This is a genomic window from Pseudomonas sp. HN2 (assembly GCF_020736465.1).
Classification (GTDB): domain Bacteria; phylum Pseudomonadota; class Gammaproteobacteria; order Pseudomonadales; family Pseudomonadaceae; genus Aquipseudomonas; species Aquipseudomonas moraviensis_A.
On sequence record NZ_CP085885.1, the window covers coordinates 1595454 to 1620327 of the forward strand.

General features: G+C 59.9%; 12 protein-coding genes. 5 read left to right on the forward strand and 7 right to left on the reverse strand.

Annotated features, from left to right (window positions below; all coding sequences use genetic code 11):
* Nucleotides 1–122 precede the first annotated feature (122 nt).
* From LIS66_RS07055 to speB, 4 genes are all read right to left on the reverse strand, one after another.
* Nucleotides 123–1502, reverse strand: coding sequence for a sodium:solute symporter (locus LIS66_RS07055; RefSeq protein ID WP_064362490.1), 1380 nt, complete (start codon nt 1500–1502; stop codon nt 123–125).
* Between the two features lie 156 nt (nt 1503–1658).
* Nucleotides 1659–3161: a purine-cytosine permease family protein gene (locus LIS66_RS07060; RefSeq protein WP_227973883.1), complete on the reverse strand. Its 1503-nt coding sequence runs from the start codon at nt 3159–3161 to the stop codon at nt 1659–1661.
* A gap of 51 nt (nt 3162–3212) precedes the next feature.
* Nucleotides 3213–3635 (reverse strand): YybH family protein, encoded by a 423-nt coding sequence (locus LIS66_RS07065; protein ID WP_064362486.1) that lies wholly within the window; start codon nt 3633–3635, stop codon nt 3213–3215.
* Between the two features lie 10 nt (nt 3636–3645).
* Nucleotides 3646–4596: an agmatinase gene (speB, locus tag LIS66_RS07070; protein ID WP_042607473.1), complete on the reverse strand. Its 951-nt coding sequence runs from the start codon at nt 4594–4596 to the stop codon at nt 3646–3648.
* Between the two features lie 361 nt (nt 4597–4957).
* Between speB and LIS66_RS07075 the strand changes: the two genes are divergently transcribed.
* Nucleotides 4958–5851 (forward strand): LysR family transcriptional regulator, encoded by an 894-nt coding sequence (locus tag LIS66_RS07075; RefSeq protein ID WP_007956593.1) that lies wholly within the window; start codon nt 4958–4960, stop codon nt 5849–5851.
* A 6-nt stretch (nt 5852–5857) separates the two neighbouring features.
* Nucleotides 5858–6454: a tRNA-uridine aminocarboxypropyltransferase gene (locus LIS66_RS07080; protein ID WP_227973884.1), complete on the forward strand. Its 597-nt coding sequence runs from the start codon at nt 5858–5860 to the stop codon at nt 6452–6454.
* Nucleotides 6455–6613: 159 nt separating this feature from the next.
* Here LIS66_RS07080 and LIS66_RS07085 read toward each other — a convergent pair whose 3' ends face one another.
* From LIS66_RS07085 to LIS66_RS07095, 3 genes are all read right to left on the reverse strand, one after another.
* Nucleotides 6614–7975 (reverse strand): HlyD family type I secretion periplasmic adaptor subunit, encoded by a 1362-nt coding sequence (locus LIS66_RS07085; protein WP_064362482.1) that lies wholly within the window; start codon nt 7973–7975, stop codon nt 6614–6616.
* Between the two features lie 170 nt (nt 7976–8145).
* Nucleotides 8146–10305, reverse strand: coding sequence for a type I secretion system permease/ATPase (locus tag LIS66_RS07090; protein WP_123417964.1), 2160 nt, complete (start codon nt 10303–10305; stop codon nt 8146–8148).
* 211 nt (nt 10306–10516) lie between these two features.
* A complete protein-coding gene (locus LIS66_RS07095; protein WP_039761048.1) occupies nt 10517–11875 on the reverse strand; it encodes a TolC family outer membrane protein in 1359 nt (452 codons plus the stop codon).
* A gap of 532 nt (nt 11876–12407) precedes the next feature.
* On the opposite strand from LIS66_RS07095, the gene LIS66_RS07100 reads away from it, so the two are divergent.
* The 3 genes from LIS66_RS07100 to LIS66_RS07110 all read left to right on the forward strand — a co-directional run bounded on the left by LIS66_RS07100 (nt 12408) and on the right by LIS66_RS07110 (nt 24817).
* Nucleotides 12408–20270: a retention module-containing protein gene (locus LIS66_RS07100; protein WP_227973885.1), complete on the forward strand. Its 7863-nt coding sequence runs from the start codon at nt 12408–12410 to the stop codon at nt 20268–20270.
* 452 nt (nt 20271–20722) lie between these two features.
* Nucleotides 20723–22759, forward strand: coding sequence for a hypothetical protein (locus LIS66_RS07105; RefSeq protein WP_227973886.1), 2037 nt, complete (start codon nt 20723–20725; stop codon nt 22757–22759).
* A gap of 129 nt (nt 22760–22888) precedes the next feature.
* Nucleotides 22889–24817 (forward strand): hypothetical protein, encoded by a 1929-nt coding sequence (locus tag LIS66_RS07110; RefSeq protein WP_227973887.1) that lies wholly within the window; start codon nt 22889–22891, stop codon nt 24815–24817.
* Nucleotides 24818–24874: the final 57 nt, after the last annotated feature.

Genomic DNA, 24874 nt, shown 5'->3' on the forward strand with positions numbered 1-24874 from the left:
GGTTTCTACAAAAGTAGAAGCTGCCGAAGGCTGCGATCTTTTGCTTTTCGCCAGGCGAAAAAAATGGGCATGGCCACCGACGCCATACCCGCTGAAGAAAACATCAAAGCGTTACCGCCGGTTCACACCGCAGTCGCCACCACTGCCGGGCGACGGGACATCAGGCTGACCACGACAAAACTCACCAGACCCACAGCCAGGCTGTAGTAAATCGGCGTATTGGCATCCAGACCATCCTTGAACATGAACAGCAGCGCCGTGGCAAAGCCCAGGCCCATGCTGGCGATCGCGCCGGCGGTGGTTGCGCGCTTCCAGAAAATCGCCCCGATCAGCGGAATCAGCATGCCACCGACCAACAGGTTGTAGGCGAGGGTGAGGGCGCTGATCACGTCATTCACCACCAGCGCGATTCCCAAAACCACTACGCCAGTCAGTAGAGTGAACAAGCGGTTCACGCCCAGGCTCGACTGTTTGCCGCCACGCAGTTTCGGCAGCAGATCTTCGGTCAGTGTCGTGGCTGCGGCGAGCAGGCCGGCGCTGGCGGTGGACATCATCGCCGCCAGTGCAGCCGCGATAACCAGACCACGGATGCCATCGGGTAGCGACAGTTTGACGATGGCCGCAAAGGCATTGTTGACGTTGTCCAGATCCGGAATCAGCACGTGCGCGGCCATGCCGATCAACGCGCAGGCCAGGCCGTAAACGATGCAATAGATGCCGGCGATGCTGCCGGCGTATTGCGCGACTTTTGCAGTCTTGACGGTGAACACCCGTTGCCAGATGTCCTGACCGATGAGGATGCCGAAGAAGTAGATCATGAAGTAGGTGATGATCGTGTCCCAACCGATCGTGGTGAAGTTGAACGCGGTGGCCGGCAGTTTCAGCACCAGTTCGTCCCAGCCGCCGACGCGGTACAGGCAGATCGGCAAGAGGATGAACATCAGGCCGACGGTCTTGATGATGAACTGGACGATGTCGGTGAGGGTCAGCGACCACATGCCGCCGATCGCCGAATAGATCACCACCACGCCACCGCCGAGCAGTACCGAAATCCAGAACGGCAGGCCGAACAGCACTTGCAGCACGGTGCCGATCGCGAGGATGGAGGTCACGCCGATCATCAGCGCATAAGCCAGCATGATCGCCGCGCTCGCCGAGCGGGCCATCGGGTTGTAGCGTTTTTCCAGGACCTGGGTGACGGTGTAGATCTTCAGTTTCAGCAGCGGCTTGGCGAGGAACAGGTTCAGCGCAACGATGCCGCAACCCAGTGCCGCACACAGCCAGAAACCGGAAATCCCATGCACGTAGCCCAGACGCACGGTGCCGACGGTCGACGCACCGCCCAGCACGGTGGCGGCCATGGTGCCCATGTACAGACTCGGGCCGAGGTTGCGCCCGGCAACGAGAAAGTCCTCGTTGGTCTTGGCCTTGCGCATGCCGAAGTAGCCGAGCAAGAGCATGCCGGCGGCGTAGATGAGGACGACGAATAAATCCAAAGCCATGATGGCGTGTCTCCGATTGTCTTTTTTATATCGAGGCTGAAATCAGTTCCCTTGTAGGAGTGAGCCTGCTCGCGATAGCGGTCTTTCAGTCACATCGATGGCGAATGTGCTGCAGTCATCGCGAGCAGGCTCACTCCTACAGGGTTTTGTGTGTAATCAGGCGGCCTGACGTAGTTCGGGTTTTATGGCGGCTTCGCTGCGCACATCGCTCGGCCCGAACACTTCGCGCGGTTCCGGGAACAGCTTGAGCAGCGTCAGATAAACCACCGAGGCCAGGCCCAACGTCACCGGCAGGCTGATGTCGATGCCGCCGGCCATTTCGCCGAGCGGGCCGACGAACTGACCCGGCAGGTTGACGAAGCACAGGCCAACCAGCGCGCTGGGGATCCATGCGCCGAGACCGCGCCAGTTCCAGCCGTGGTTGAACCAGTAGCGTCCGCCCTGTTCGCCGCGGGTGAACACTTGCAGGTCATCCGGGCAATAGAAGCCGCGCCGCACCAGCAGGCCGATGATCATGATCACCATCCACGGGGTGGTGCAGGTGATGATCAGCACGGCGAAGGTCGACACGCTCTGCACCAGATTCGCCGCAAACCGGCCGATGAAGATGAAGGCGATCGACAGCACGCCGATCAGCAAAGTCGCTTTGACGCGGGAGAGGACGCGGGGGAACACGCTGGACATGTCCAGTCCGGTGCCATACAGCGACGTGGTGCCGGTGGACATGCCGCCGATCACCGCAATCAGGCACACCGGCAGGAAGAACCAGCTCGGTGACACCGCCAGCAAGCCGCCGACGTAGTTGTTCGCGGCGATGTAGTCCGGTGCCTTGATCGCCACGATGGTAGCGGTGGCGAGGCCGAACAGGAACGGGATCAACGTTGCCAGTTGCGCAGCGATCACCGCCAGCATGATCCGGCCTTTCGGTGTCTCACGCGGGATGTAGCGCGACCAGTCGCCGAGGAATGCGCCGAAGGAAATCGGGTTGCTCATCGCCACCAGCGCCGCGCCGATGAATGCCGCCCAGAACCCCGCCTGACCGAGCGCCACGCTGCCGGCGTACTGGCTGTCGAAAGCAGGGGCGAAGGCGAAGATGCCGAGCAGGAACAACAGGCTCGCGGCCCACACGGCGATGCGGTTGACCCACAGCATGATGCGAAAACCGTAGATGCACACGGTCAGCACCAGCAGCGCGAAGAGGCCATAGGCCAGGCCGAGAGTCAGGTCGGTTTCCGGCAGGTCGACGAGGCGTTTGGCGCCGCCCACCAGCGCATCGCCGGAGCTCCACACCGACAGCGAGAAGAACGCGATCGCCGTCAGCAACGACAGGAACGAACCCACAATCCGCCCGTGCACGCCGAAGTGCGCACCGGAAGACACGGCATTGTTGGTGCCATTGAGCGGGCCGAACAGGCCCATCGGCGCGAGGATCAGCGCACCGACCAGCACACCCAGGACAATCGCCCAGACGCCGGCCTGAAACGACAGGCCGAACAGTACCGGGAAACTGCCGAGCACAGCGGTGGCAAACGTATTGGCGCCGCCGAAGATCAAGCGAAACAAGTCGCTGGGTCGGGCGTCGCGCTCATGATCCGGGATCTGTTCGACCCCGTTTGTTTCAATGCTGCTAAGGCTTTTTTCGTTGTTGTTGTTATTCATGATCTGCTCCGATCATCAGGCGCGCTCATCGTGCGTGAGCGTCACCATTGGCTAAGGGGGTGGCAGCCCTTCCGGCATTGCGGACAAATGTTCGTGACAGGCCAGCCATAGGCCTTGTTGTTCTAGGCTCGACGCTTGTTTTCTGAAAACAATCGTCTCGCGCTCCTGGCTGAAGTGTTGCTCCCCTTGCATGCGCAGCTCGGTGGCCACGTCATGGATGAAAACCGCCACGTCACCCTGCAGGCTGACGAAGGCGTTGCTCGAGGTGCACGACAGCACCTCGAAACCGTCCTCGGCACGCCAGCTATCCCACAAGGCCTGATAGGCATCGCGCGACAGCAATGGCTGATCGAGGGTGTAGAAAACGAAACTTGCATCGGCGCTGAACGCGCCGAAATAAGCTTCGCGATCGTTACGGGCGAAGGCGGACACCAGATCGGCGGCCGCTTGCAGAACCTGATCACGTGCGTGCATGACCCGACCCTCAGCGATGAACCACGCCAGGCAGTACGCAGAGCATTTCGTACAGCAGGTTGGCGGCCAGCAGCGAGGTGTTGCCGGTGGTGTCGTAAGCGGGCGAGACTTCTACCAGATCGCAACCGATCAGGTCGAGGCCCTGACAGCCACGGATGATTTCAATCGCCTGAATGGTGGTCAGGCCGCCGATTTCCGGGGTGCCGGTGCCGGGCGCCCAGGCCGGGTCGATGCCGTCGATGTCAAAACTCAAATAGACCGGACCGCCGCCGACTTTTTCGCGCACTTCGGCCATCAGTGGCGCCAGCGATTTGTGCCAGCACTCTTCGGCCTGGACCACGCGGAAGCCTTGGTCGCGGCTCCAGTTGAAGTCGTCAGCGGTGTAACCCTGAGCACGCAAACCGATCTGCACCACGCGCTCGCAATCGAGCAGACCTTCTTCGACGGCGCGACGGAACGTGGTGCCGTGGGCGATTTTCTCGCCGAACATGTGGTCGTTGACGTCAGCGTGGGCATCGATGTGCACCAGGCCAACCTTGCCGTGCTTTTTATGGATCGCGCGCAGGATCGGCAGAGTGATGGTGTGGTCGCCACCCAGCGTCATCGGAACAACATTGTGCTCGAGAATGTTGTCGTAGGCTTCTTCGATGATGCGCACGGCGTCGAGCAGGTTGAAGGTGTTGATCGCCACGTCACCGATGTCGGCAACCGACAGCGAGTCGAACGGCGCGGCTCCGGTGGCCATGTTGTACGGGCGGATCATCACCGATTCGGTGCGGATGTCGCGCGGCCCGAAACGCGTGCCGGGGCGCAGCGAAGTGCCGATGTCCAGCGGCACGCCAACAAAGGCAGCGTCGAGGCCGGCAGCGGTCGGTACATGGGGAAGTCGGAGCATGGTGGCGATGCCGCCGAAGCGCGGCATTTCGTTGCCGCCCAGTGGTTGGTGAAGAATCTTGTCCACGGGTAGGGCCTCATCGTCGTTGTTTTATTTATGTCGGCGCGCCGTTGAGCACAGGTCGCACGCCGCTGTGGGGCCGATGATGCGAAATGCAGTGGCGGGGAAGAATCGCTACGGGCAAAAACTTAGTTCAGATTTTTCTAAACTAATACTGAAGTGCGGGATAGACTCGTTGGCCATGTGTATATGAACCTGTGGCGAGGGAGCTTGCTCCCGCTGGACGGCGAAGCCGGCCCGAAACCATTCGACTCGGTACTTCAGATGAACTGTATTCACCGGGTTTGCGACTGCTTCCCAGCCGAGCGGGAGCAAGCTCCCTCGCCACAAGGGATGTGGTGTTCCAGATCTTTTTGTGGAGTCTTTGATGGCCAACGCTTTACCCGACCTGAAACTCTTGCGCATTTTCGTCAGCGTCGTACGCCATCAGGGTTTCGCCAATGCGCAGCAGGAACTCAATCTCTCGACCTCGGCGATCAGCACCTACATGAGCCAACTCGAGGCCGCGCTCGGTCTGGTGCTGTGCCATCGTGGGCGCGGCGGGTTCAGCCTGACCAGCAAGGGCGAATTGTTCCATCAGGAAACCCTGCGCCTGCTTGCCGAGCTTGAAGGCTTCGAGCAATACGCCGCCGCGCTCAAGGGCGAACTGCGCGGCACGCTCAACCTCGGGGTGATCGACTCGACGGTCAGCGACAAGGCCTTGCCGTTCGCCGAGGCCATCGGCGCCTACAGTCAGGAACACCCGGCGGTGCATTTGCACCTGTCGGTGATGAGCCCTTATGAGTTGCAACTTGGGGTGCAGGACAATCGCCTCGATCTGGCCATCGGCGCGTTTTCCACGCGCATGAGCGGTCTGGTCTACATGCCGTTGTACCGCGAGCAGCACTGGCTGTATTGCAGCAGTCGTCATCCGCTGTTCAACGAGCGGCGCATCCCCGAGCAGGTCATCACCCAGCAACGGATGGTCGGGCGCGGTTACTGGAGTCAGGCGGAACTGGCGCGGCACGGTTTCAAACACAGCGCCGCGACCGTGGAAAGCATGGAAGCGCAGCTGATTCTGGTGCTCTCCGGCGCGTACATCGGATATCTGCCGGAACACTATGCGCAGGCCTGGGCCGACAAGGGTGATCTGCGTGTCTTGCTGCCAGCAACTTTCGGTTATCAGGCGCCGTTTTCGATGATCATGCGCCGCGGTCGCAGTCGCGAGCCGCTGATCCAGACTTTCCGTGATTTGCTCAAAGCGCAATTGAATCAGGCTTAACCCATCATGTCCCGACCCCAATGCCCGCGCTGCCTGCGCCCCCTGACCCATTGTCTGTGCCCGTTGATTCCGCACCTCGACAGCCGCACCCGGGTATTGCTGCTGCAGCACCCGAATGAGGTCAGTCACGCGCTCAATACCGCGCGCCTGGCGGCGCTTGGCCTGAGCAATGCCGAGCTGATTGTCGGTGAAGTGTTCGAGGATTTGCCGACGCTGCTGAACCGGCCGGGTTATCAAACGCGATTGTTGTTTCCGGCTGAGGACGCACAGCCGTTGCAGGCCTACACCGCGTCAGACGAGCCGCTGTTGCTGGTGGTGCCGGATGGAACATGGCGCAAGGCGCGCAAGATGTTGCACCTCAATCCGCTGCTGGCGGCGTTGCCACGGGTGACGTTGGCCGAAGGTGGCGTGTCGCGCTATCGCTTGCGCAAGGCACCGGGGCCGGGGGCGTTATCGACTATCGAGGCAATTGTGCAGGCGTTGGAAACACTTGAAGCGCCAACGACGTTTGCGCCGTTACTCAAGCCGTTTGAGGCGTTGATTGAAGGGCAGATTGCGGCGATGGGGGAGGAGACTTATGAGAGGAACCATGGGCCGCAATAGGGGGCGCTGTGGCGAGGGAGCTTGCTCCCGCTGGGCTGCGCAGCAGACCCAAGACCCTTCACCTGATTGAGTCAGGCAGACTCCGCCAACAGGTTTTACGACGGCTGCGCCGTCGAGCGGGAGCAAGCTCCCTCGCCACAGGGTTGAGTCGAGCCCGGCTCAGCGCTCCCGCATCGCCTCGGTCCGCGCCTTCAACACCGGTTTGAGCAGGTAATCCAGTACGCTTTTCTCGCCGGTAATAATGTCCACCGTCGCCACCATCCCCGGGATGATCAGCAGCGGTTTCACATCGCCGCCCAAGTGATTCTTGTCGGTGCGCACCTGAATCAGATAGAAGCTGTTGCCCTTGTCGTCGGTGATCGTATCGGCGCCGATCAGCTCCAGTTTGGCGCTCAGCCCGCCGTAAATCGTGTAGTCGTAAGCACTGAACTTGACCATGGCTTTCTGGCCCGGATGCAGGAACGCGACGTCCTGCGGGCGGACCTTGGCTTCGATCAGCAGGTTGTCTTCCAGCGGCACGATTTCGACCATGTCGCTGCCCGGCTGAACCACGCCGCCAATGGTGTTGACCTTCATCTGCTTGATCACCCCGCGTACCGGCGAGGTCACCGTAGTACGGCTGACGCGGTCGTCGATGGCGATGCTCGAGGCGGTGATTTTCGACAGGTCGGTGCGTTTCTCATTCAGCTCTTTTGCCGCTTCCGAACGGAAGGTTTGCTCGGATTCGTCGATCTTGCTGCGGATCTCGGCGATGGCTGATTCGGCGCGGGGAATCGCCAGCGTGGTGGCGTTCAGCGAACCACGGATCTCCACCGCGCTGCGTCTGAGCCGGAGGATTTCCACCGGTGACACGGCGCCGGTTTTCACCAGCGGTTCGGACATGTTCATCTCTTGTTGCAGCAGCGCCAGGCTCGAGCTGAACTGGCCCTGCTTGGAGCGAAATTCGGCCAGCTCCTGGGTTTTCTGGCGCAGCTGTTCGCTGAGGGTGCGCTGTTCGCTGGCCAAGCGGCGCTGACGCTGTTCGTGCAGCGAGCGCTCGTCCTCGGCGACTTGCGGTGCCTTGGCGATTACTTCGGCAGAAAGCTTGAAGGGGCGTCCTTCGGCCTCTGCTGACAAGCGTTCGACCTGCGCCGTCAGGGCGTAACGGTCGGCTTCGCTTTCACCCTTGTTCGAGCGAAAGCGCGTGTCATCCAGACGCAGGAGGGTGTCGCCCTTGCCGACCATCTGACCTTCGCGGACGAAAATCTCGGTGACGATGCCGCCTTCCAGGTTCTGGATCACCTGAACCTTGCTCGACGGAATCGCCTTGCCTTCGCCCATGGTCACTTCTTCGAGCACGGCGAACTTGGCCCAGACCAGGGCGGCGATCAGCAGCGCTGCCGCCAGCCACACGGTGATCCGCGATTTGCGCGGCGAATCCTGCAACGCCGCGCCGGCGGTTTCCGGCATGAACTCGGCTTCGGCGCTTTTGCCGAAACTGTCGAAGTAGCCGCGAGGCTGGTTTTCTGAAGCAGCGGACATGGGGCGGTCCCCCTCTTAAAAGATCGTCAAACTGAGTACTCCGTGGCGAGGGAGCTTGCTCCCGCTTGGGTGCGTAGCGCCCACAAAATCCTTGGGGCTGCTGCGCAACCCAGCGGGAGCAAGCTCCCTCGCCACAGGGGGCGTGTAGATCATGAGTCGAGTGAACGTATCTAAACTGCCGCCGAGCCGACTCGGCCCTTGCGCAGTGCATCGATGACCGCTTCTTTCGGGCCGTCAGCGACGACCCGGCCGTTGTCCAGCACCAGCAACCGGTCCACCAGGCTCAGCATCGAGGTGCGGTGAGTGACCAGCAGCAGGGTTTTGCCTTGCACCCAGCCATGCAGTTTCTGCCGCAGCGCATCTTCGCTGCTGTTGTCCATGGCGCTGGTGGGTTCGTCGAGCAGCATGATCGGCGGATCGAGCAGTAATGCCCGGGCCAGCAACACTGCCTGGCGCTGGCCGCCGGAAAGCAGTTGCCCGCGTTCGCCCACCGGCCGGTCGAAGCCTTGCGGATGTTGCCTGGCCAGTTCGGTGACGCCGGTCAGTTCGGCGACTTCGAGCATGCGTGAATCGCTGATGTAGCGCGCACCCAGGGTCAGGTTGTCGCGCAGGCTGCCGGCCAGCAGCGGCAGGTCGTGGGCGACATAACCGATCTGCTGGCGCAGGTCAGCCACGTCCAGTTGGCGCAGGTCGAGGCCGTCGAGCAGCAACTGGCCTTCCTCCGCTTCGTAGAAGCCCATGACCAACCGCGCCAAGGTACTTTTGCCCGAGCCGCTGCGGCCGATGATGCCGACCCGCTCCCCGGGTTTCAGGCTGAAGCTGACCTCGCTCAGCGCTGGCGCATTCTGGCCGTGGTAATGAAAGGTCACGCCGCTGACATCCAGCGCACCCTGCAACTGCGTGCGCTCCAGTGGCCGTTGTTTGCCGTCGCGTTCCTGCGGCAGGGCCATCAGCGCATCGGTGCTTTTCATGGTCAGTTGCGCTTGCTGGTAACGGGTGATCAGCCCGGCGATCTGGCCGAGCGGGGCGAGCACACGGCTGCCGAGCATGTAGGTGGCGACCAGTGCGCCGACGCTGAGGTTGCCAGCGATGATGCTGTAGACCCCGGCGACAATCGTCGCCATCCCGGAAAACTGCTGAATGAACAGGGTGCCATTGGTGGCCAGCGCCGACAGGTTGCGCGCGTGGCTGTCGAGGCGGGTGAGGGCGCCGTGGGTGCTTTCCCATTTGTGCTGGCGCTCGCTTTCGGCGCCGCAGGCCTTGAGGGTTTCCAGGCCGCCGAGGGTTTCGATCAGCAGCGCCTGACGCTCGGCGCCGAGGCTCAGGCTTTTCTGCACGGTGTCGCGCAGGCGCACCTGAATCGCCATGGCGAAGATGATCGTGATTGGAAACGCCAGCAGCGGAATCACCACCAGCCAGCCGCCGAGCAGGCCGATCACCACCAGCATCAACACCACGAAGGGCAAGTCGATCAGGCTGGTCAGAGTCACGGCGGTGAGGAATTCACGCAGGCCCTGAAAGTCATGAATGCTCTGGGCGAATCCGCCGATGGTCGCTGGCCGCGCTTTCATCGACATGCCGGTGATGCGCTCGAACAAAGTGGCCGAGAGGATCACATCGGTTTTTTTCCCGGCGGTGTCGAGCAGGTGTGCACGCACCACGCGCAGCACCAGTTCGAAACCGGTGCCGATCAGCAAGCCGATCGACAGCACCCACAAGGTCGAGGTCGCTTGATTCGGTACCACGCGGTCGTAGGTCTGCATGACGAACAATGGCACCATCAGGCCCAACAGGTTGATCAGGAAACTGGCGAGGATCGCATCGCTGTACAGCCATTTCGACAGTTTCAGGGTGTCGCGAAACCACGCATGCACCCGTGGCACCAGCGGCGCGCGCAGGTCTTCGAGTTCATGTCGCGGGCGGGCGAACAACGCCTGGCCGCTGTAGTGCTCGTTGAGTTCTTCGCGACTGACCCATTGCTCGCCGCCATCGGCTTCACTGGGCAGCAGCAGGGCTTTGCCGTCCTCGCCAAACCGGCGCAGCACGGCGGTGCGGCCATCGTTGAGCAGCAACAGGATCGGCAGGTTCAGCGGCGAAATGTCTTTCAAGTCACGCCGTAATAACCGCGCCTGCAACCCGGCCCTCGCCGCCGCACGGGGTAGCAGATCCAGGCTCAGGCGTTGTTTGTTCAACGGCAGCCCGGCACTCAGGCTGGCACGACTGACCGTGGCGCCGTGCAGCTTGCAGAGGATCAGCAGACCGTCGAGTAACGGATCATCGAAGCTCAAGCGCGGATCGACCCCGGTGGCGCCGGGTTCCATGCTGGTCATAGTGATTGCCTCTCCTGAAGACGACTCGATAACTCTGTGGCGAGGGAGCTTGCTCCCGCTGGGCTGCGCAGCAGCCCCAGACTTCAGTCATGCGCAAAGAATGAGCGCTGCGCACTCAAGCGGGAGCAAGCTCCCTCGCCACAATTGATCGTTTCCACGCTCTGCGTGGGAACGATCAGAGATCGCAGCCTTCGGCAACTCCTGCACGGATCTACTTCAACTCGGGCAGGCGCGCCTGGTTTTTCACTTCGGTGGTGGCAATCGCATCAGCCGGCAGCACTACGCGTTGTTTGCTCAGCAGTTGGCCCATGTTCGCCAAGACGCGGTACATCGAGTATTCCTCGGTGTAGCGGATTTCGGTGTAGCGACGGTTGGCGTTGTACAGCTCGTTTTCGCTGTCGAGCAGGTCGAGCAGGGTGCGTTGGCCAAGGCCGAACTGGTCCTGATAAGCGGCGCGTACGCGTTTGGTGGTCTCGGCGTATTCGCGGGCGGTCGGCGTCTGCTTCTTGGCGTTTTCCATGGCGTTCCAGGCCAGACGGATGTTCTCGTTGAGCTGACGCAGGGCGTTGTTGCGGATGTCCATCGCCTGGTTGATGTCGTGGGCATTCGCGGCCAGACGTGCCTTGTCGCTGCCGCCACGGAACAGGTTGTAGTTCATCACCACGCCAACCCGCCATTCGTTGTCGTGGCCTTCATCGCCCTGCACGTTGTTGTTGGCGCCGACTGCCGCCTCCGCGTCAAAGCGTGGATAGAACGGCGACTTGGCCACTTCGTACTGGCTCTCGGCGGACTGCACGTCAGCCTGGGCCGATTTCAGGTACGGGTTGTTGTCGACCATGCTCTGCTGCGCTTCACGCAGGTCCGGCGGCAGTTCGCCACGGGTCGAGGCCGGGGTTTCCAGCTCGTCGGGCATGCGTCCGACCACACTGTAGAAATTCGATTCGGCATCGGCCAGATCGACCTCGGCGGTGTCGAGGTTGTTCTGCGCCAGCGCACGACGGGCGACCGATTGATCGGAGTCTGCGGTGCTGCCAATGCCGCGCTCGGTGCGCAGGCCGATCTGATCGTTGACCCGCAAGTGCGCCTGCAGGTTGTTCTTGGCCAGTGTCACCAGCTCACGACGCTTGAGCACTTCGAGGTAGACCTCAATGGTGCGCAGGGCCAGATCCTGTGCGGTGCCTTGCGCGTAATAGGCGCGGGAGTTGGACACGCCCTTGGTGCGCTCGACCTCGTTGGCGGTGTTGAACCCGTCGAAGATCATCTGCCGCAAGCGCAGCTCCGATTGGGTGTAATTGAGAATTTCGGTGTTGTGATTACCGAAGGCGCGGGTGTTGGTGTTGTCGCTGTAGCCGCGACCGTAGGCAGCGTTCAAGTCGACCGACGGATAGAACCCGCCCTTGGCCACTTTCACCTGTTCATCTGCCGACAGGCGAGCGTCCACGCGCGAAGCCAGTTCCGGGTGGGTGGCGATAGTGCTTTGAATCGCCTCGGTGAGGTTCATCGCCTGGGCTTGGGAAGTGCAAGCCATGGCCAGCAAAACCGCGCTGCAGAGGGGGGTTAAAACGCGCATGGGTGCATCTCCCTGGATCTCAATGTTGTGTTACCGTCGCCAAATATTTGACGTAAATTTAGGGTGTAAGCGTTTCACTCTTGTAACAACAGAGCTAAGAACATCCTAGAGCGTAGCTAAGAAAAAATTTTCATAAGGCTTATTCCAAAAAAAACTTATGCGGTTTTTCAAAAGCAGCACATTGTTCAGCTCGAAAGCCTTTGTTTTATGCGCTTTAGGGAGCTCGATAAGGCTTGAGGAAAGTTCCATTCACTTTGCGAGACACTGCGAAGTACTGCTGAAGGGGAGGGACGCGTAGCGGCAAATGAGCGACAGATTTTTGTCACTTGGATGAGTCACCGCCGTTACGTAGCGCTAGTGGGTCGATGAATTGAACAGGGTTGGCAAGTGCTTAATAGCGCTGACAATCCTCTTCAAAACGGGCCTGCGAAACGAACTGTCGAGGGTGCGAGCGTCGCCCCCGGCAACCCGATTGAGCCATGGGCTGCTTCGCGAACGAGTGCCGACGGTGGTCGGCAGCGGAGGATTTCACATGGCAACGCTCATCGGTACGGTCACAAAAGTCATTGGTCAGGTGTTCGCTCAGGCGAGCGATGGCATCAAACGTCCGCTGTTCGAAGGCGATCGTTTGTACGCCGGCGATCAACTGATCACCGGCGCGGAAGGCGCGGTGGCGGTGAAACTGCAAAATGGCGAGGAATTGACCCTCGGCCGTGGCAGCAGCATCACCATGACCGGGCAACTGCTGGCCGATCAGGCTGTGCCGGTGAACGTCGACGAAGCGCAGACCCCGAGCCAGGCGCAACTGACCGATGTCGAGCAGATCCAGAAAGCCATCGCCGCCGGTGAAGACCCGAGTAAAACCGCCGAAGCCACCGCTGCCGGCCCCAACGCGCCCACCGGCAATACCGGTGAACTGGGCGGCGGGCACAGCTTCGTTCTGCTGACCGAAGTCGGCGGCCGGGTCGATCCGGTGATCGGTTTCCCAACTGCCGGTTTCAATGGCATCCCCGAATTTCCCGATTATCGCCGCGACGCGGACAACGACACTGGCGACGACACCCCAGCGCCGGTCGTGGTGCCACCGCCAGCGGTGAACAACCCGGTCATCCTCAATGGCCTTGACGCAGCGGGCGGCGAGCTGAACCTCAATGAAGCCAATCTGCCTGACGGTACAGCGGCCAATCCGGGCGCTCTGACCCAGAGTGGCAGCTTCAGCGTTTCGGCGCCGGATGGTCTGAACAGCCTGAGCATCGGCGGCATCAACGTGATCGTTGGCGGCGTGCCGATCGCCTTTCCGCAATCGATCACTACGCAGCTCGGCAACACCCTGACCATCACCGGCTACAACCCGGCGACCGGCACGGTCAGCTACAGCTACACCCTCACCGGCAACGAGACCCATGCGGCCGGCGATGGCGTGAACAACCTCAGCGAACAGTTCACCGTGATCGCCACCGACAGCAATGGCGACAGCGCCACTGGCACGCTGGACGTGAACATCACTGACGATGTGCCCAAAGCGTTTGATGACGCCAACGGCGTTGCCTCGGAAACCTTGCTGACCCTGACCGGCAACGTCCTCACCAATGACATACAAGGCGCTGACCGTGTGCCCACCGGCCCAGTCACGCCCGGCACCTTCACCGGTACTTACGGCACTTTGGTTCTGAACGCTGACGGCACCTACACCTACACCCTCAATACCAACGACGCCGATTTCAAAAACCTGCACGGCGGCGGCAACGGCACCGAGACTTTCGCCTACACCATCACCGATGCCGACGGTGATACCAGCAGCGCCAATCTTGTTCTGCAAATTCATAACAACGACGACCCGGTGACCATCGACGGCCTGAACGTCGCTGGCGGCGAGCTGACGGTTTACGAGAAAAACCTCAGCGATGGCAGCACTCCGGATGCTGGTGCGCTGACGCAAAACGGCACGTTCACCATCACCGCACTCGATGGCGTCACCACGCTGACCGTTGGCGGTATCGCCGTGGTCACCAATGGCGTGGCCGCAGGCTTTCCGCAGTCGATTACCACACCACTGGGCAGCACGCTGACCATCACCGGTTTCAACGCGGCAACCGGTGTGGTCAGTTACAGCTACACCCTGGCCGACAACGAAGCGCATCCGAATGCCAACGGCGCGAATAATCTGCCTGAGCAGTTCGCGGTCACGGTAGTCGATGACAACGGCACGACGGCCACCGGCACCCTCGACGTCAACATCGTCGACGACCTGCCGAAAGCCATCGACGACAGCAACGGCACCGCGTCAGAAAGCCAATTGACCCTGACTGGCAATGTCCTGACCAATGACACACAAGGCGCTGACCGGGTGCCCACCGGCCCAGTCACGCCCGGCACCTTCACCGGTACTTACGGCACTTTGGTTCTGAACGCTGACGGCACCTACACCTACACGCTGAATACCAACGACGCCGATTTCAAAAACCTGCACGGCGGTGGCAACGGCACCGAGACCTTCGCCTACACCATCACCGATGCCGATGGCGATACCAGCAGCGCCAATCTTGTTCTGCAAATTCATAACAACGACGACCCGGTGACCATCGACGGCCTGAACGTCGCTGGCGGCGAGCTGACGGTTTACGAGAAAAACCTCAGCGATGGCAGCGCCCCGGAGGCTGGTGCGCTGACGCAAAACGGCACGTTCACCATCACCGCACTCGACGGCGTCACCACGCTGACCGTCGGCGGTATCGCCGTGGTCACCAATGGCGTGGCCGCAGGCTTTCCGCAATCGATCACCACGCCACTGGGCAGCACGCTGACCATAACCGGTTTCAACGCGGCAACCGGTGTGGTCAGTTACAGCTACACCCTGGCCGACAACGAAGCGCATCCGGATGCCAACGGCGCGAATAATCTGCCTGAGCAGTTTGCGGTTACGGTCGTTGATGACAACGGCACGACGGCCACCGGCACCCTCGACGTCAACATCGTCGACGACCTGCCGAAAGCCAACGATGACAGCAACGGAACCGCGTCAGAAAGCCAGCTGACGTTGACCGGCAATGTTCTGACCAACGACATACAAGGCGCTGATCGCGTACCCACAGGACCAGTCACGCCCGGCACCTTCACCGGCACTTACGGCACTTTGGTTCTGAACGCTGACGGCACCTACACCTACACGCTGAATACCAACGACGCCGATTTCAAAAACCTGCACGGCGGCGGCAATGGCACCGAGACTTTCGCCTACACCATCACCGATGCCGACGGCGATACCAGCACTGCCAATCTCGTATTGAACATCCACAACAACGACGACCCGGTGCTGCTCAATGGCCTCGACGTCAACGGTGGCGAGCTCACCGTCTACGAGAAAAACCTCGGCGACGGCACCAGCCCCGACACGCCCGCGCTGACCCAGAACGGCACTTTCACCGTCAGTGCTCTCGATGGTCTGCAGACCCTCACGGTTGGCGGCATCGCGGTGATCACCAATGGAGTGGCCGCAGGTTTCCCGCAATCGGTGATCACGCCGCTGGGCAGCACCTTGACCATCACCGGTTATGACCCGGCGACCGGCGTGGTCAGTTACAGCTACAGCCTGGCTGACAACGAAGCCCATCCAACCGCCAACGGCGCCAACAGCCTCACCGAAAACTTCGACGTCGTCGCGACCGACACCGATGGCAGCAACGCCAGTGGCCAGATCAACGTCAACATCGTCGACGATTTGCCGACCGCCCATGCGGACGCGGCTTCGGTGACGGAGGGCGGCACCGTCAGCGGCAATGTGCTCAACAACGATATCGGCGGCGCGGATGGCCCGGCGGTTACCGGTGCAGTGGTCGGCGTGCGCGCCGGTGCCGACACCTCGACGTCGGCCATCGGTGGACTCAATTCGCAGATCAACGGCACCTACGGCTACCTCACCCTGGATGCCAACGGCAACGCGGTTTATCACAGCAATCCCAACACGGTGAACGGCCCGGGCGCGGTGGACATATTCACCTACACCGTGCGCGATGCCGATGGTGATGAAAGCACTACGACGATCACCATCGATGTCTACAACAGCTGCCTGAAAGCGTTCAGCGACACCGACGTCACCGTCTACGAAAAAGCCCTCGACCTGAACCAGGACGGCCAGGATCTGGCGGCGGGCAGCGTGGTCGGCAGCGATCCGAACAGTACTGGTGAAACCGCCTCCGGCACGCTGGTCGGTTCGGTCACTGGCGCGGTCGGCGCGATCAGCTATGCGCTGGTCGGCAGCGCCACCGGCAATTACGGACAGATCGTTCTCAATGCCAATGGCACTTACACCTACACCCTGACTTCACCCGCGACGACCACGCCGCATGCCGACGACGGCGCCAATAGCCTGAGCGAAACCTTCACCTATCAGGCGACCGATTCGCTGGGTAACGTCGTCACCAGCAGCATCGTTGTGAGCATCGTCGATGACGTGCCGAAAGCGCTGAACGACAGCAACGCCAATAACGCGACCGAAGCCCAGTTGACCCTGACCGGCAACGTCCTCGACAACGACGTGCAAGGCGCCGACCGCGTCGCCAGTGGCCCGGTGACCGCCGGCACCTTCACCGGCACCTACGGCACGCTGGTACTCAACGCCAACGGCACTTACACCTACACGCTGGATGCCAACGACGCTGACTTCAAAAACCTCCACGGCGGCGGCAACGGCACGGAAACCTTCGCCTACACCATCACCGATTCCGACGGTGACACCAGCACTGCAAACCTGGTGCTGAACATCCACAACAATGACGATCCGGTGTGCCTCGATGGCCTCAACGTGAAGGGCGGCGAGCTCAGCGTCTACGAGAAAAACCTCAGCGACGGCAGCACTCCCAATGCCTCGGCGCTGACCCAGAGCGGCAGCTTCACCGTGACCGCTCTCGATGGCCTGCAAACCCTGACGGTCGGTGGTATTGCCGTGATCAGCAACGGCGTCGCCGCCGGTTTGCCGCAGTCCGTGGTCTCGCCGCTGGGCAGCACCTTCACCATCACCGGTTACGACCCGGCTACCGGTGTGGTCAGTTACAGCTACACCCTGGCCGACAACGAAGCCCATCCGAACGCCAACGGTGCCAATAGCCTTAGCGAGAATTTCGAGGTCGTGGCGACTGACACCGATGGCAGCACGTCCAGCGGTCAGATCAACGTCAATATTGTCGATGATTTGCCCACCGCGCATGCGGACGCGGCTTCGGTGGCGGAGGGCGGCACCGTCAGCGGCAATGTGCTGGACAACGACATCGGCGGTGCTGACGGCCCGGCGGCCACAGGCGCAGTGGTCGGCGTGCGCGCCGGTGCCGACACCTCGACGTCGGCCATCGGCGGACTCAATTCGCAGATCAACGGCACCTACGGCTATCTGACCCTGGATGCCAACGGCAACGCGGTCTATCACAGCAATCCCAATGTGGTGAACGGCCCGGGCGCGGTGGATGTGTTCACCTACACCGTGCGCGATGCCGATGGCGACGAAAGCACCACGACGATCACCATCGACGTGCACAACAGTTGCCTGACTGCCGTCAGCGACACCGACGTCACCGTCTACGAAAAAGCCCTCGACCTGAGCAAGGATGGCCTGGATCTCGCCCCCGGCACAGTCACCGGCAGTGATCCGGGCAATACCGGCGAAACCGCCTCCGGCACGCTGGTCGGTTCGGTCAGCGGCGGCAGCGGCGCGATCACGTACACCTTGGTCGGCAACGCCACCGGCAGCTACGGACAACTGCAGCTCAACGCCGACGGCACCTACACTTACACGCTGACCTCGGCGCCGAAAACCGCGCCGAACGCCAACGACGGGCCGAACACCCTCAGCGAAACGTTCACCTACAAAGCCACCGATGCGCTGGGCAACGCCACCACCAGCACCCTCGTGGTGAACATCGTCGACGACGTGCCGAAAGCTGTTGCCTCGGATCGTTCGGTGACGGCGGTGGAGATCGATTCCAACGTGCTCATCGTCCTCGACATCTCCGGCAGCATGGCCGATGCCTCCGGTGTACCTGGTCTGTCGCGGCTGGCGCTGGCCAAGCAGGCCATTGGTGCCCTGCTCGACAAGTACGATGATCTGGGCGATGTGAAAGTGCAGTTGGTGACATTCAGCAGCAATGCCGCCGACCGCACCACGGTGTGGGTCGATGTCGCCACCGCCAAGACGCTGCTTGCGGGTCTGAATGCCGGCGGCGGCACCAACTACGACGCTGCCGTGGCGGTGATGCAGAACGCGTTCAACACCTCAGGCAAACTTACCGGGGCGCAGAACGTCGGCTACTTCTTCTCCGACGGCAAGCCCAACGAGGGCGACATCGGCAGCGCTGACGAAGCCGCGCTGAAAAACTTCCTCGATGCCAACAACATCAAGAACTACGCCATTGGCTTGGGCAACGGTGTGAGCAACGCCTACCTCGATCCGCTGGCCTACGACGGTATCAGCCACACCAACACCAATGCGGTGGTGGTCACCGATCTCAACCAGCTCAACTCGGTATTGTCCGGCACCGTGCAGGGCGCGCCGGTCACCGGTTCGCTGCTGGGCGAGGGCGGTTCGTTCGGCGCCGATGGCGGTTTCATCAAATCCATCATGGTCGACGGCACCACCTACACCTACGATCCAAAAGCCCTCGGTGGCCAGGGGTCGTTGACCGCGAGCGGCGGCGCCAACCACGGCACCTTCAACACGGCGAACAACACCGTCAGCATCGCCACCAACAACAGTGGCACGCTGGTGATCAACCTGGATACCGGCGAATACAGCTACACCTCGCAGAAAACCACCGCCGTGGTGATCACCGAAAACATCGGCTTCAGCGTCAGCGACAACGACGGCGACCTCGCCAGCTCCACGCTGACGGTGAAAGTGATTCCCAACGCGCCGCCCGTGGCGATGGACGATCACGTCATCACCAACGTGCTCTCGGGCAACATCGTGGTGCCGGGCGAGCTGTTGCTGGCCAACGACACCGATCCGAACGGCGACGCCCTCAGCGCGACGCCAACCAGTTTCAACACCGGGTGGGTGTCGAAAGCGGCGGACTTCACCGGTACCGGCCTGATCGGCTTCACCGGGCAGACCAATAACTCGGCCAACCAGAACCTGGCCAATGTGCGCAGCGCCTTCAGCGCCAATGCCGCGACCATGACCGCCGTGCTGGTAGTCAGCGGTTATCTCGGCATGGTGAGCAACAGCAACGCCAACGATGAAGACCGCATCACCGTCCACCTGCGTCAGGGCGAAACCCTCAATCTGGATCACAACCTCGCTGCCGGTCATGTCGGCATGGAGTACTCGCTCAACGGCGGCGCCTGGATGGCGCTGGCGGACGGGCAAACCCTGACCGCGTCGGCCGATGGTATCTATCAGATCCACATCACCAACATTGCCAATCCTACGGGCACCGGCAACCCGAACGCGGGGGAAAACTATCAACTGACCATGACCCTCAACTACGCCGGGGCCCATGACATTACGCCGGACTATCACAGCACTTACACCGCCAACGACAACCACGGCGGCAGCGACACGGCCAACGTCAGCATCAGCTATCAGGACGGCCACACTCTGACCGGCACGGCTGGCGACGATGTCTTGGTGGCGGGCAGCGGCAACAACGTGATCAATGCCGGCGATGGCAACGACGTACTCAGCGGCGGATCCGGCAACAACGAAATGCACGGCGGCGCCGGCAACGATTTGCTCTACAGCGGCGCCGGCAATGACCTGCTCGACGGCGGCACCGGCAGCGACACCGCCAGCTACGCCCACGCCACGGCTGCGGTCACCGTCAACCTCGGCCTGCTTGGTGCGCAAAACACCTTCGGCGCCGGTACCGATACGCTGACCGGCATCGAAAACCTGCTCGGCTCCAACTTCAACGACAGCCTCACCGGCGATGGCAACAACAACGTGATCAACGGTGGCCTCGGCAACGACTTCCTCAACGGTGGCGCTGGCGATGACTTGCTGATCGGTGGCATGGGCAACAATACACTGACGGGCGGGGCAGGGGCCGACACCTTCCAGTGGCTCAAGGGCAACAGCGGCCACGACCTGATCACCGACTTCACCCCCGGCACCGACAAACTCGACCTGTCGCAACTGCTGCAAGGCGAAAACACCAGCACCGCGTCGCTGGACGACTACCTGCACTTCACCGTCAGCGGCAGTGGTGCTTCGGTGATGACCAGCATCGACATCAGCGCCATGGCCGGCGCCACGCCGAACCAGACCATCGACCTCGCTGGCGTCAACCTCGCCAGCCACTACGGCGTGACGCCGGGGGCGGGTGGGATGGTGGCTGGCGGGCATGACACGGCGACGATCATCAGCGGAATGCTCAATGATCATTCGTTAAAGGTGGATACGGTGTAAGCGCAGTTTGAAACGACAAAACCCGCCGTCCCGTTCAACCGGGGCGGCGGTTTTTTTCTGCCTGGAGGCAAGGCGTTGTATTCCGTCAGTCTTCGCGAGCAGGCTGATGCGCCTTGATGTTGGGCGGACGGTCAAATCCGATCACTGATTCGTCAGCGACCGACCCTCAATATAATCCGTCCCCCAAGCGCACAGCCGGCGGATTCTGGCGTAGCTGCAGGCAGTGAAGCAAGGTCGTGTAGCTCGAAATCCCCGTCTGCGAGACAACTGACCAACATTCCGTTTAATGGGACTAAGCCGGGAGCTAATTCCGACAAGCGGTAGCGAAACCTGTAATTTCTGACAGTAGGCAGCACCCGCCATTGCGCATTAAATCGAACCCATGCAGCAGCGGTATCAACGTGTCGATACCCGCACACCAGCGTTTGATCAATTGTCGCGGAGCGTCCTACATGCAGCCCCCGGAACACACACAAGGCCCGCACAGTGCAAATCCGCAACCATCAGGGGTCACCGCTTTGCCGGTTCCGCAAGTGCCGGTCATTCTCAAGGACGAACACGGTGCAGAGAGTCCCGACGGACTGTTGCCGCGTACGGAGTTGAACCGTGATCTGCAGTTGATTGTTCCAGCGTGGAACTTCTCAACCGATCCTGATCTCGGACCTGATGTGATCAAAGTGGGATTCCGCCCTTTTGGGGATGCCTTTCGCGAAGTCAATGAATTTAAATTTCCAGTTCCCATCGACCCTGGGAACAAGATCGTATCAGTGCCCAGAGACTATCTGGACAATGGCATCTACGACCTGTCTTACATCCTGATCCAGGGGGGCAACCCTGCTGAGTCCGAGAAAAAACGTATTACTGTGGACCGGGTGGCCCCGGATGATGGTCAGGAACCCGCCGTGCTGGAAATGCTGGATGTCGTCGGCAATATTACCGACGACTACTTGAAGGAACATGGACAGGTTCGTTTTCAAGTGCGCAGTTATGTGGGAATAAAAGCCCGGGACAGAGCCATTTATTTCTGGACCGATACGGATAAACCTTCCGATTCGGAAACCGAGATTGACGAACAGGAATTCAGTCAGACAGACATTGACCGTAACGAACTGTTTATCACCATGCGCGAACAGGACATTCGTGATCGGGGTCAGGGAACCCGTTATATCTATTACCGTCTACGAGACTGGGCGGGTAATAAAGGCCCCAGATCAGAACTGTTGGAATTGTATGTCGATCTGCTCCCGGCGCCCGGAAATCTCAAACCGCCTCGCGTGCCGTTGTCGGATCGAGGGTTGATTGACCGTCAGCATGCCCGTGAAGGTGCGGTGGCTCAGGGTGCCGTGACGGTAGAAATCGATCGTTATGACAATTCAGGCAGTGACAACGAAATCCTGCTCGACTGGAATGGCACACTGCTAGCGCCGGCGCCGGTTGATCCTTCCGGCTTTCCCGTGGTCGTGCCGGTGCCTTGGTCAGCCCTGACAGCCAAGGGGCTGGGGCCCTTGACGGCTTCGGTGACTTACAGAGTGCGGCGTCCTTCAGGCACCACGCCATCCTCTCTGGAAACCCGGGTCCCGGTAGATTTGACCCTCGCCGGCCAGGACCATGCCAATGCCCCGGCATTACTCAACCCTGATCTGGCAAAAGTGGAAATATACGGCGTCAATTCGAAACTCCTCAACACGCTGACGTCGGATGATTTTGGCGAGCCCGCCGAAGGAATTCTCGCGCTGTTTGATGCGCCACTTGCCGGGCAGACAATCAGCCTGTTCTGGGGAGCAATCACCACCCCTGCCGCACAATATATCGTCCAGCCCGGTGATGGAGCCGGTAAGCGCGTGCCGTTCACCATTCCCTGGACGATCATTGACCAGGACCGGGATAACCCTGCATTACCGGTCTATTACACGACCAGCAACAACGTCAATCTGCAACAGGCTCTGCCAACGTCAGTCAATGTATCGATTGTGGTAATCGAAAACCTGAAGGAGCCATCCTTTCCACATGCAACCAGGGATGGTGTTCTTGACTGTTGTGCATGTCCGCGACTCTGGAAAGGGGTCTGGGTGAAAATCGAGGGGAATGCCGCCTTCGACAAAGATGATGAAGTGACTGTGCATTGGCAAGGATCTGAAGGACTGAATGGCTCTGAGCCTATTCCCGGAGTGACAGACAAGTTCCTCACGATATTGAGCGAGGCGCAAGCGCGTGACGGTTTTGAAGTGCATGTCGCGGACTTTGAACGTTTGATTGCCCCTATGGTGAATGATGGCTCTGCACTGTGTCATTACACACTTAAGAAAGCCAAGGGCGGCGTGGGCAGTTCAAAAGAGGAGCTCGTCATTATTAATAGAACCCTGCCCAGCGGTATTGTCTGTTCCGAGAAGGAGGGCGAGGATTACTGCGGTTCGCCCTGCGAGAATTCCGGATGGGGTCAAAAGTTTGCAGAATACTTGTCTGCGAAGTTGCCAGGCTTGTTGAAATAAGCAGTTCCTGAATTTCACGTTTTCGTGTCTGACTTGAGTAATGCCTTTCGATTGCAAGAAATTCAACCAGTGTTAAACGTATGCCTGCGTGGTTGCGTATGCGTGGGCGTTCTCTCTAGGAGCGATAAAATGACCGTTTATAAAAAACTCACCCCTGCACAGCAAAGTCGGCTGGAATATAAGCGAATCCGTCTTGCAGCCCCGAATATGGATGCAGAGCCCCCTCAAATACACCCTGATAATCCCGTGCTGCCTCCTCTAGGTGATGATAAAAATCAGCTTCCGCTTTCATTACAGGGCTTGCCATTAAAAGTAAATGTGCCTCGGCCTCCAGAAGCAGGTAATTTTCCCCCAGTGGATGGGTTTATTGAGTTGATGTGGAATGGCACGAGGTTGCCACTCACGCGATTTAACTACAAAACGCCTCTTGACGATGACATTAAGTTGATCTTGATGGCGCTGCCGGCCAACCTGACCGACAAAGAGGGATCACATGAATTGAGCTACTTCCTCAATCAAGGTGGGAACATCGGTCAAGTAACACCCGTGGAGATTAATGTTGACAGACGTGCGCCGCTGCCGATAACAGAGGTCATTGTTCCCGCCGACGTAGAGCGTGACGGTATCACTAAAAAATATCTCGACGATAATGGTCATGTGCTGATAACTGTTGAGGAATATGTCGGCAGCATGCTCGATGATGTAGTCGAGTGTTTTATTGGCACTTCCGTACCTTTGCCGACCTTGATTGGAACAATTATTCGTAAGGATCTGACTACGCCTCTGGAATTTCAACTGACCGCGGCAATGCTGGACGATGAAGAGGGATTAAGGGCTATTTATTGGCAGGTGACGGATCGCAAGGGCAATAAAAGCCTTCATTCACCTTATAAACGCTTGAACGTCACGCTGACAGATCCACCAGCAGATTTGCTGCCGCTGGATATTCCCCTGTATAGCGATAACCTGATTGATCTGGCGGATGCTCAGCAGCCGATTGGTGTGGGGATTAAAGAGAAATACACCAACTTTATTGAAGGCGATCAGTTGGAAGTCACTTGGGATAGCCAGTTACAGTCGGCTCTCACGATTCCCGGGTTTCCCTTTTATGTCGATGTGCCATTCCGCAATGTCTTCAACGACAATGCGGGCCCGAAGACTGTTACAGCCAGTTATCAGATAAAGCGCAAGGGTGTCGCTCATCCTCTTCTTCCGATCGAGCTGAACAACATCAGCGTGGATTTGCGCAAGCCAGGCGAGCCAATTGATCCAGACAAGCCAGGCAACCCTAACCCCGATCTGCCAAGAGTGACAGTACAAGGCGACTCTGGCGGGGCTCCAAATCAGTTGAGGGAGGCGGATAACACTGGTCCGGTAGTTGTGACGGCTCCGCTCTATACCGGGGCCAAGGAGAATGATGAGGTACAACTTTACTGGAAGGGTGAGCCGGTAGACGCCGGAGACGGCGGGGTTGTAACAATCGGTACTACGCTTCCAACCGAATTGGAATTTTCTGTTGAATGGCGCGTTTTCGACGGCGCAGGTAACGGTAATCCGATCAAGGCCCATTATGTAATCGGCCACGATGTAAACGATAACGTCGATGTTTCGATGCCGACCGATGTTGATGTGCTTATTCGTCCAGGTGTTGTCCCGGAAGTGAAGTTCCAGCACCTCGACCAAGACTTAGGCTTGCTCAATTGCTCGTCTTTGCGAAGGCATGACGTTGCCGGCGTAGTAGTCGAAGTATTGGTGGCGGGGGGCGAGTCTCAATTGGCAGAACAGGAATTAACGTTCACTTATCAAGGCTACAGTGACGCCGCAGGTACAATTAAAGACGATACCGAAGCCAAAGTTACCTATACCCCCTCCGGTCAGGAGGCAGCCGACGGGTTCATTGTAAGGATCCCCTATGATCCGGCTGTCCTGACCACGGGAAACGCGTGGGGAGGTATACGCTACTCGGCTCTTATCGATGGGCGCGACACACCCTCTGCAGAACATTCGGTAAGGGTTTATATGGTTAATCCGTCGGGTGGTTCATGCCCCCTGCCTTAAAAAAGTACTGAAGTCGCCAGGGAAGGTACTGCATGTACCTTCCTTTTCAAATATGTA

What these genes read in the sequence shown, in the direction of transcription:
- LIS66_RS07090 (WP_123417964.1), bottom strand. Translation starts at nt 10,305, where the DNA reads ATGACCAGCATGGAACCCGGCGCCACCGGGGTCGATCCGCGCTTGAGC.
- LIS66_RS07105 (WP_227973886.1), top strand. Translation starts at nt 20,723, where the DNA reads ATGCAGCCCCCGGAACACACACAAGGCCCGCACAGTGCAAATCCGCAA.
- LIS66_RS07055 (WP_064362490.1), bottom strand. Translation starts at nt 1,502, where the DNA reads ATGGCTTTGGATTTATTCGTCGTCCTCATCTACGCCGCCGGCATGCTC.
- LIS66_RS07095 (WP_039761048.1), bottom strand. Translation starts at nt 11,875, where the DNA reads ATGCGCGTTTTAACCCCCCTCTGCAGCGCGGTTTTGCTGGCCATGGCT.
- LIS66_RS07060 (WP_227973883.1), bottom strand. Translation starts at nt 3,161, where the DNA reads ATGAATAACAACAACAACGAAAAAAGCCTTAGCAGCATTGAAACAAAC.
- LIS66_RS07065 (WP_064362486.1), bottom strand. Translation starts at nt 3,635, where the DNA reads ATGCACGCACGTGATCAGGTTCTGCAAGCGGCCGCCGATCTGGTGTCC.
- LIS66_RS07075 (WP_007956593.1), top strand. Translation starts at nt 4,958, where the DNA reads ATGGCCAACGCTTTACCCGACCTGAAACTCTTGCGCATTTTCGTCAGC.
- LIS66_RS07080 (WP_227973884.1), top strand. Translation starts at nt 5,858, where the DNA reads ATGTCCCGACCCCAATGCCCGCGCTGCCTGCGCCCCCTGACCCATTGT.
- LIS66_RS07100 (WP_227973885.1), top strand. Translation starts at nt 12,408, where the DNA reads ATGGCAACGCTCATCGGTACGGTCACAAAAGTCATTGGTCAGGTGTTC.
- LIS66_RS07110 (WP_227973887.1), top strand. Translation starts at nt 22,889, where the DNA reads ATGACCGTTTATAAAAAACTCACCCCTGCACAGCAAAGTCGGCTGGAA.
- LIS66_RS07085 (WP_064362482.1), bottom strand. Translation starts at nt 7,975, where the DNA reads ATGTCCGCTGCTTCAGAAAACCAGCCTCGCGGCTACTTCGACAGTTTC.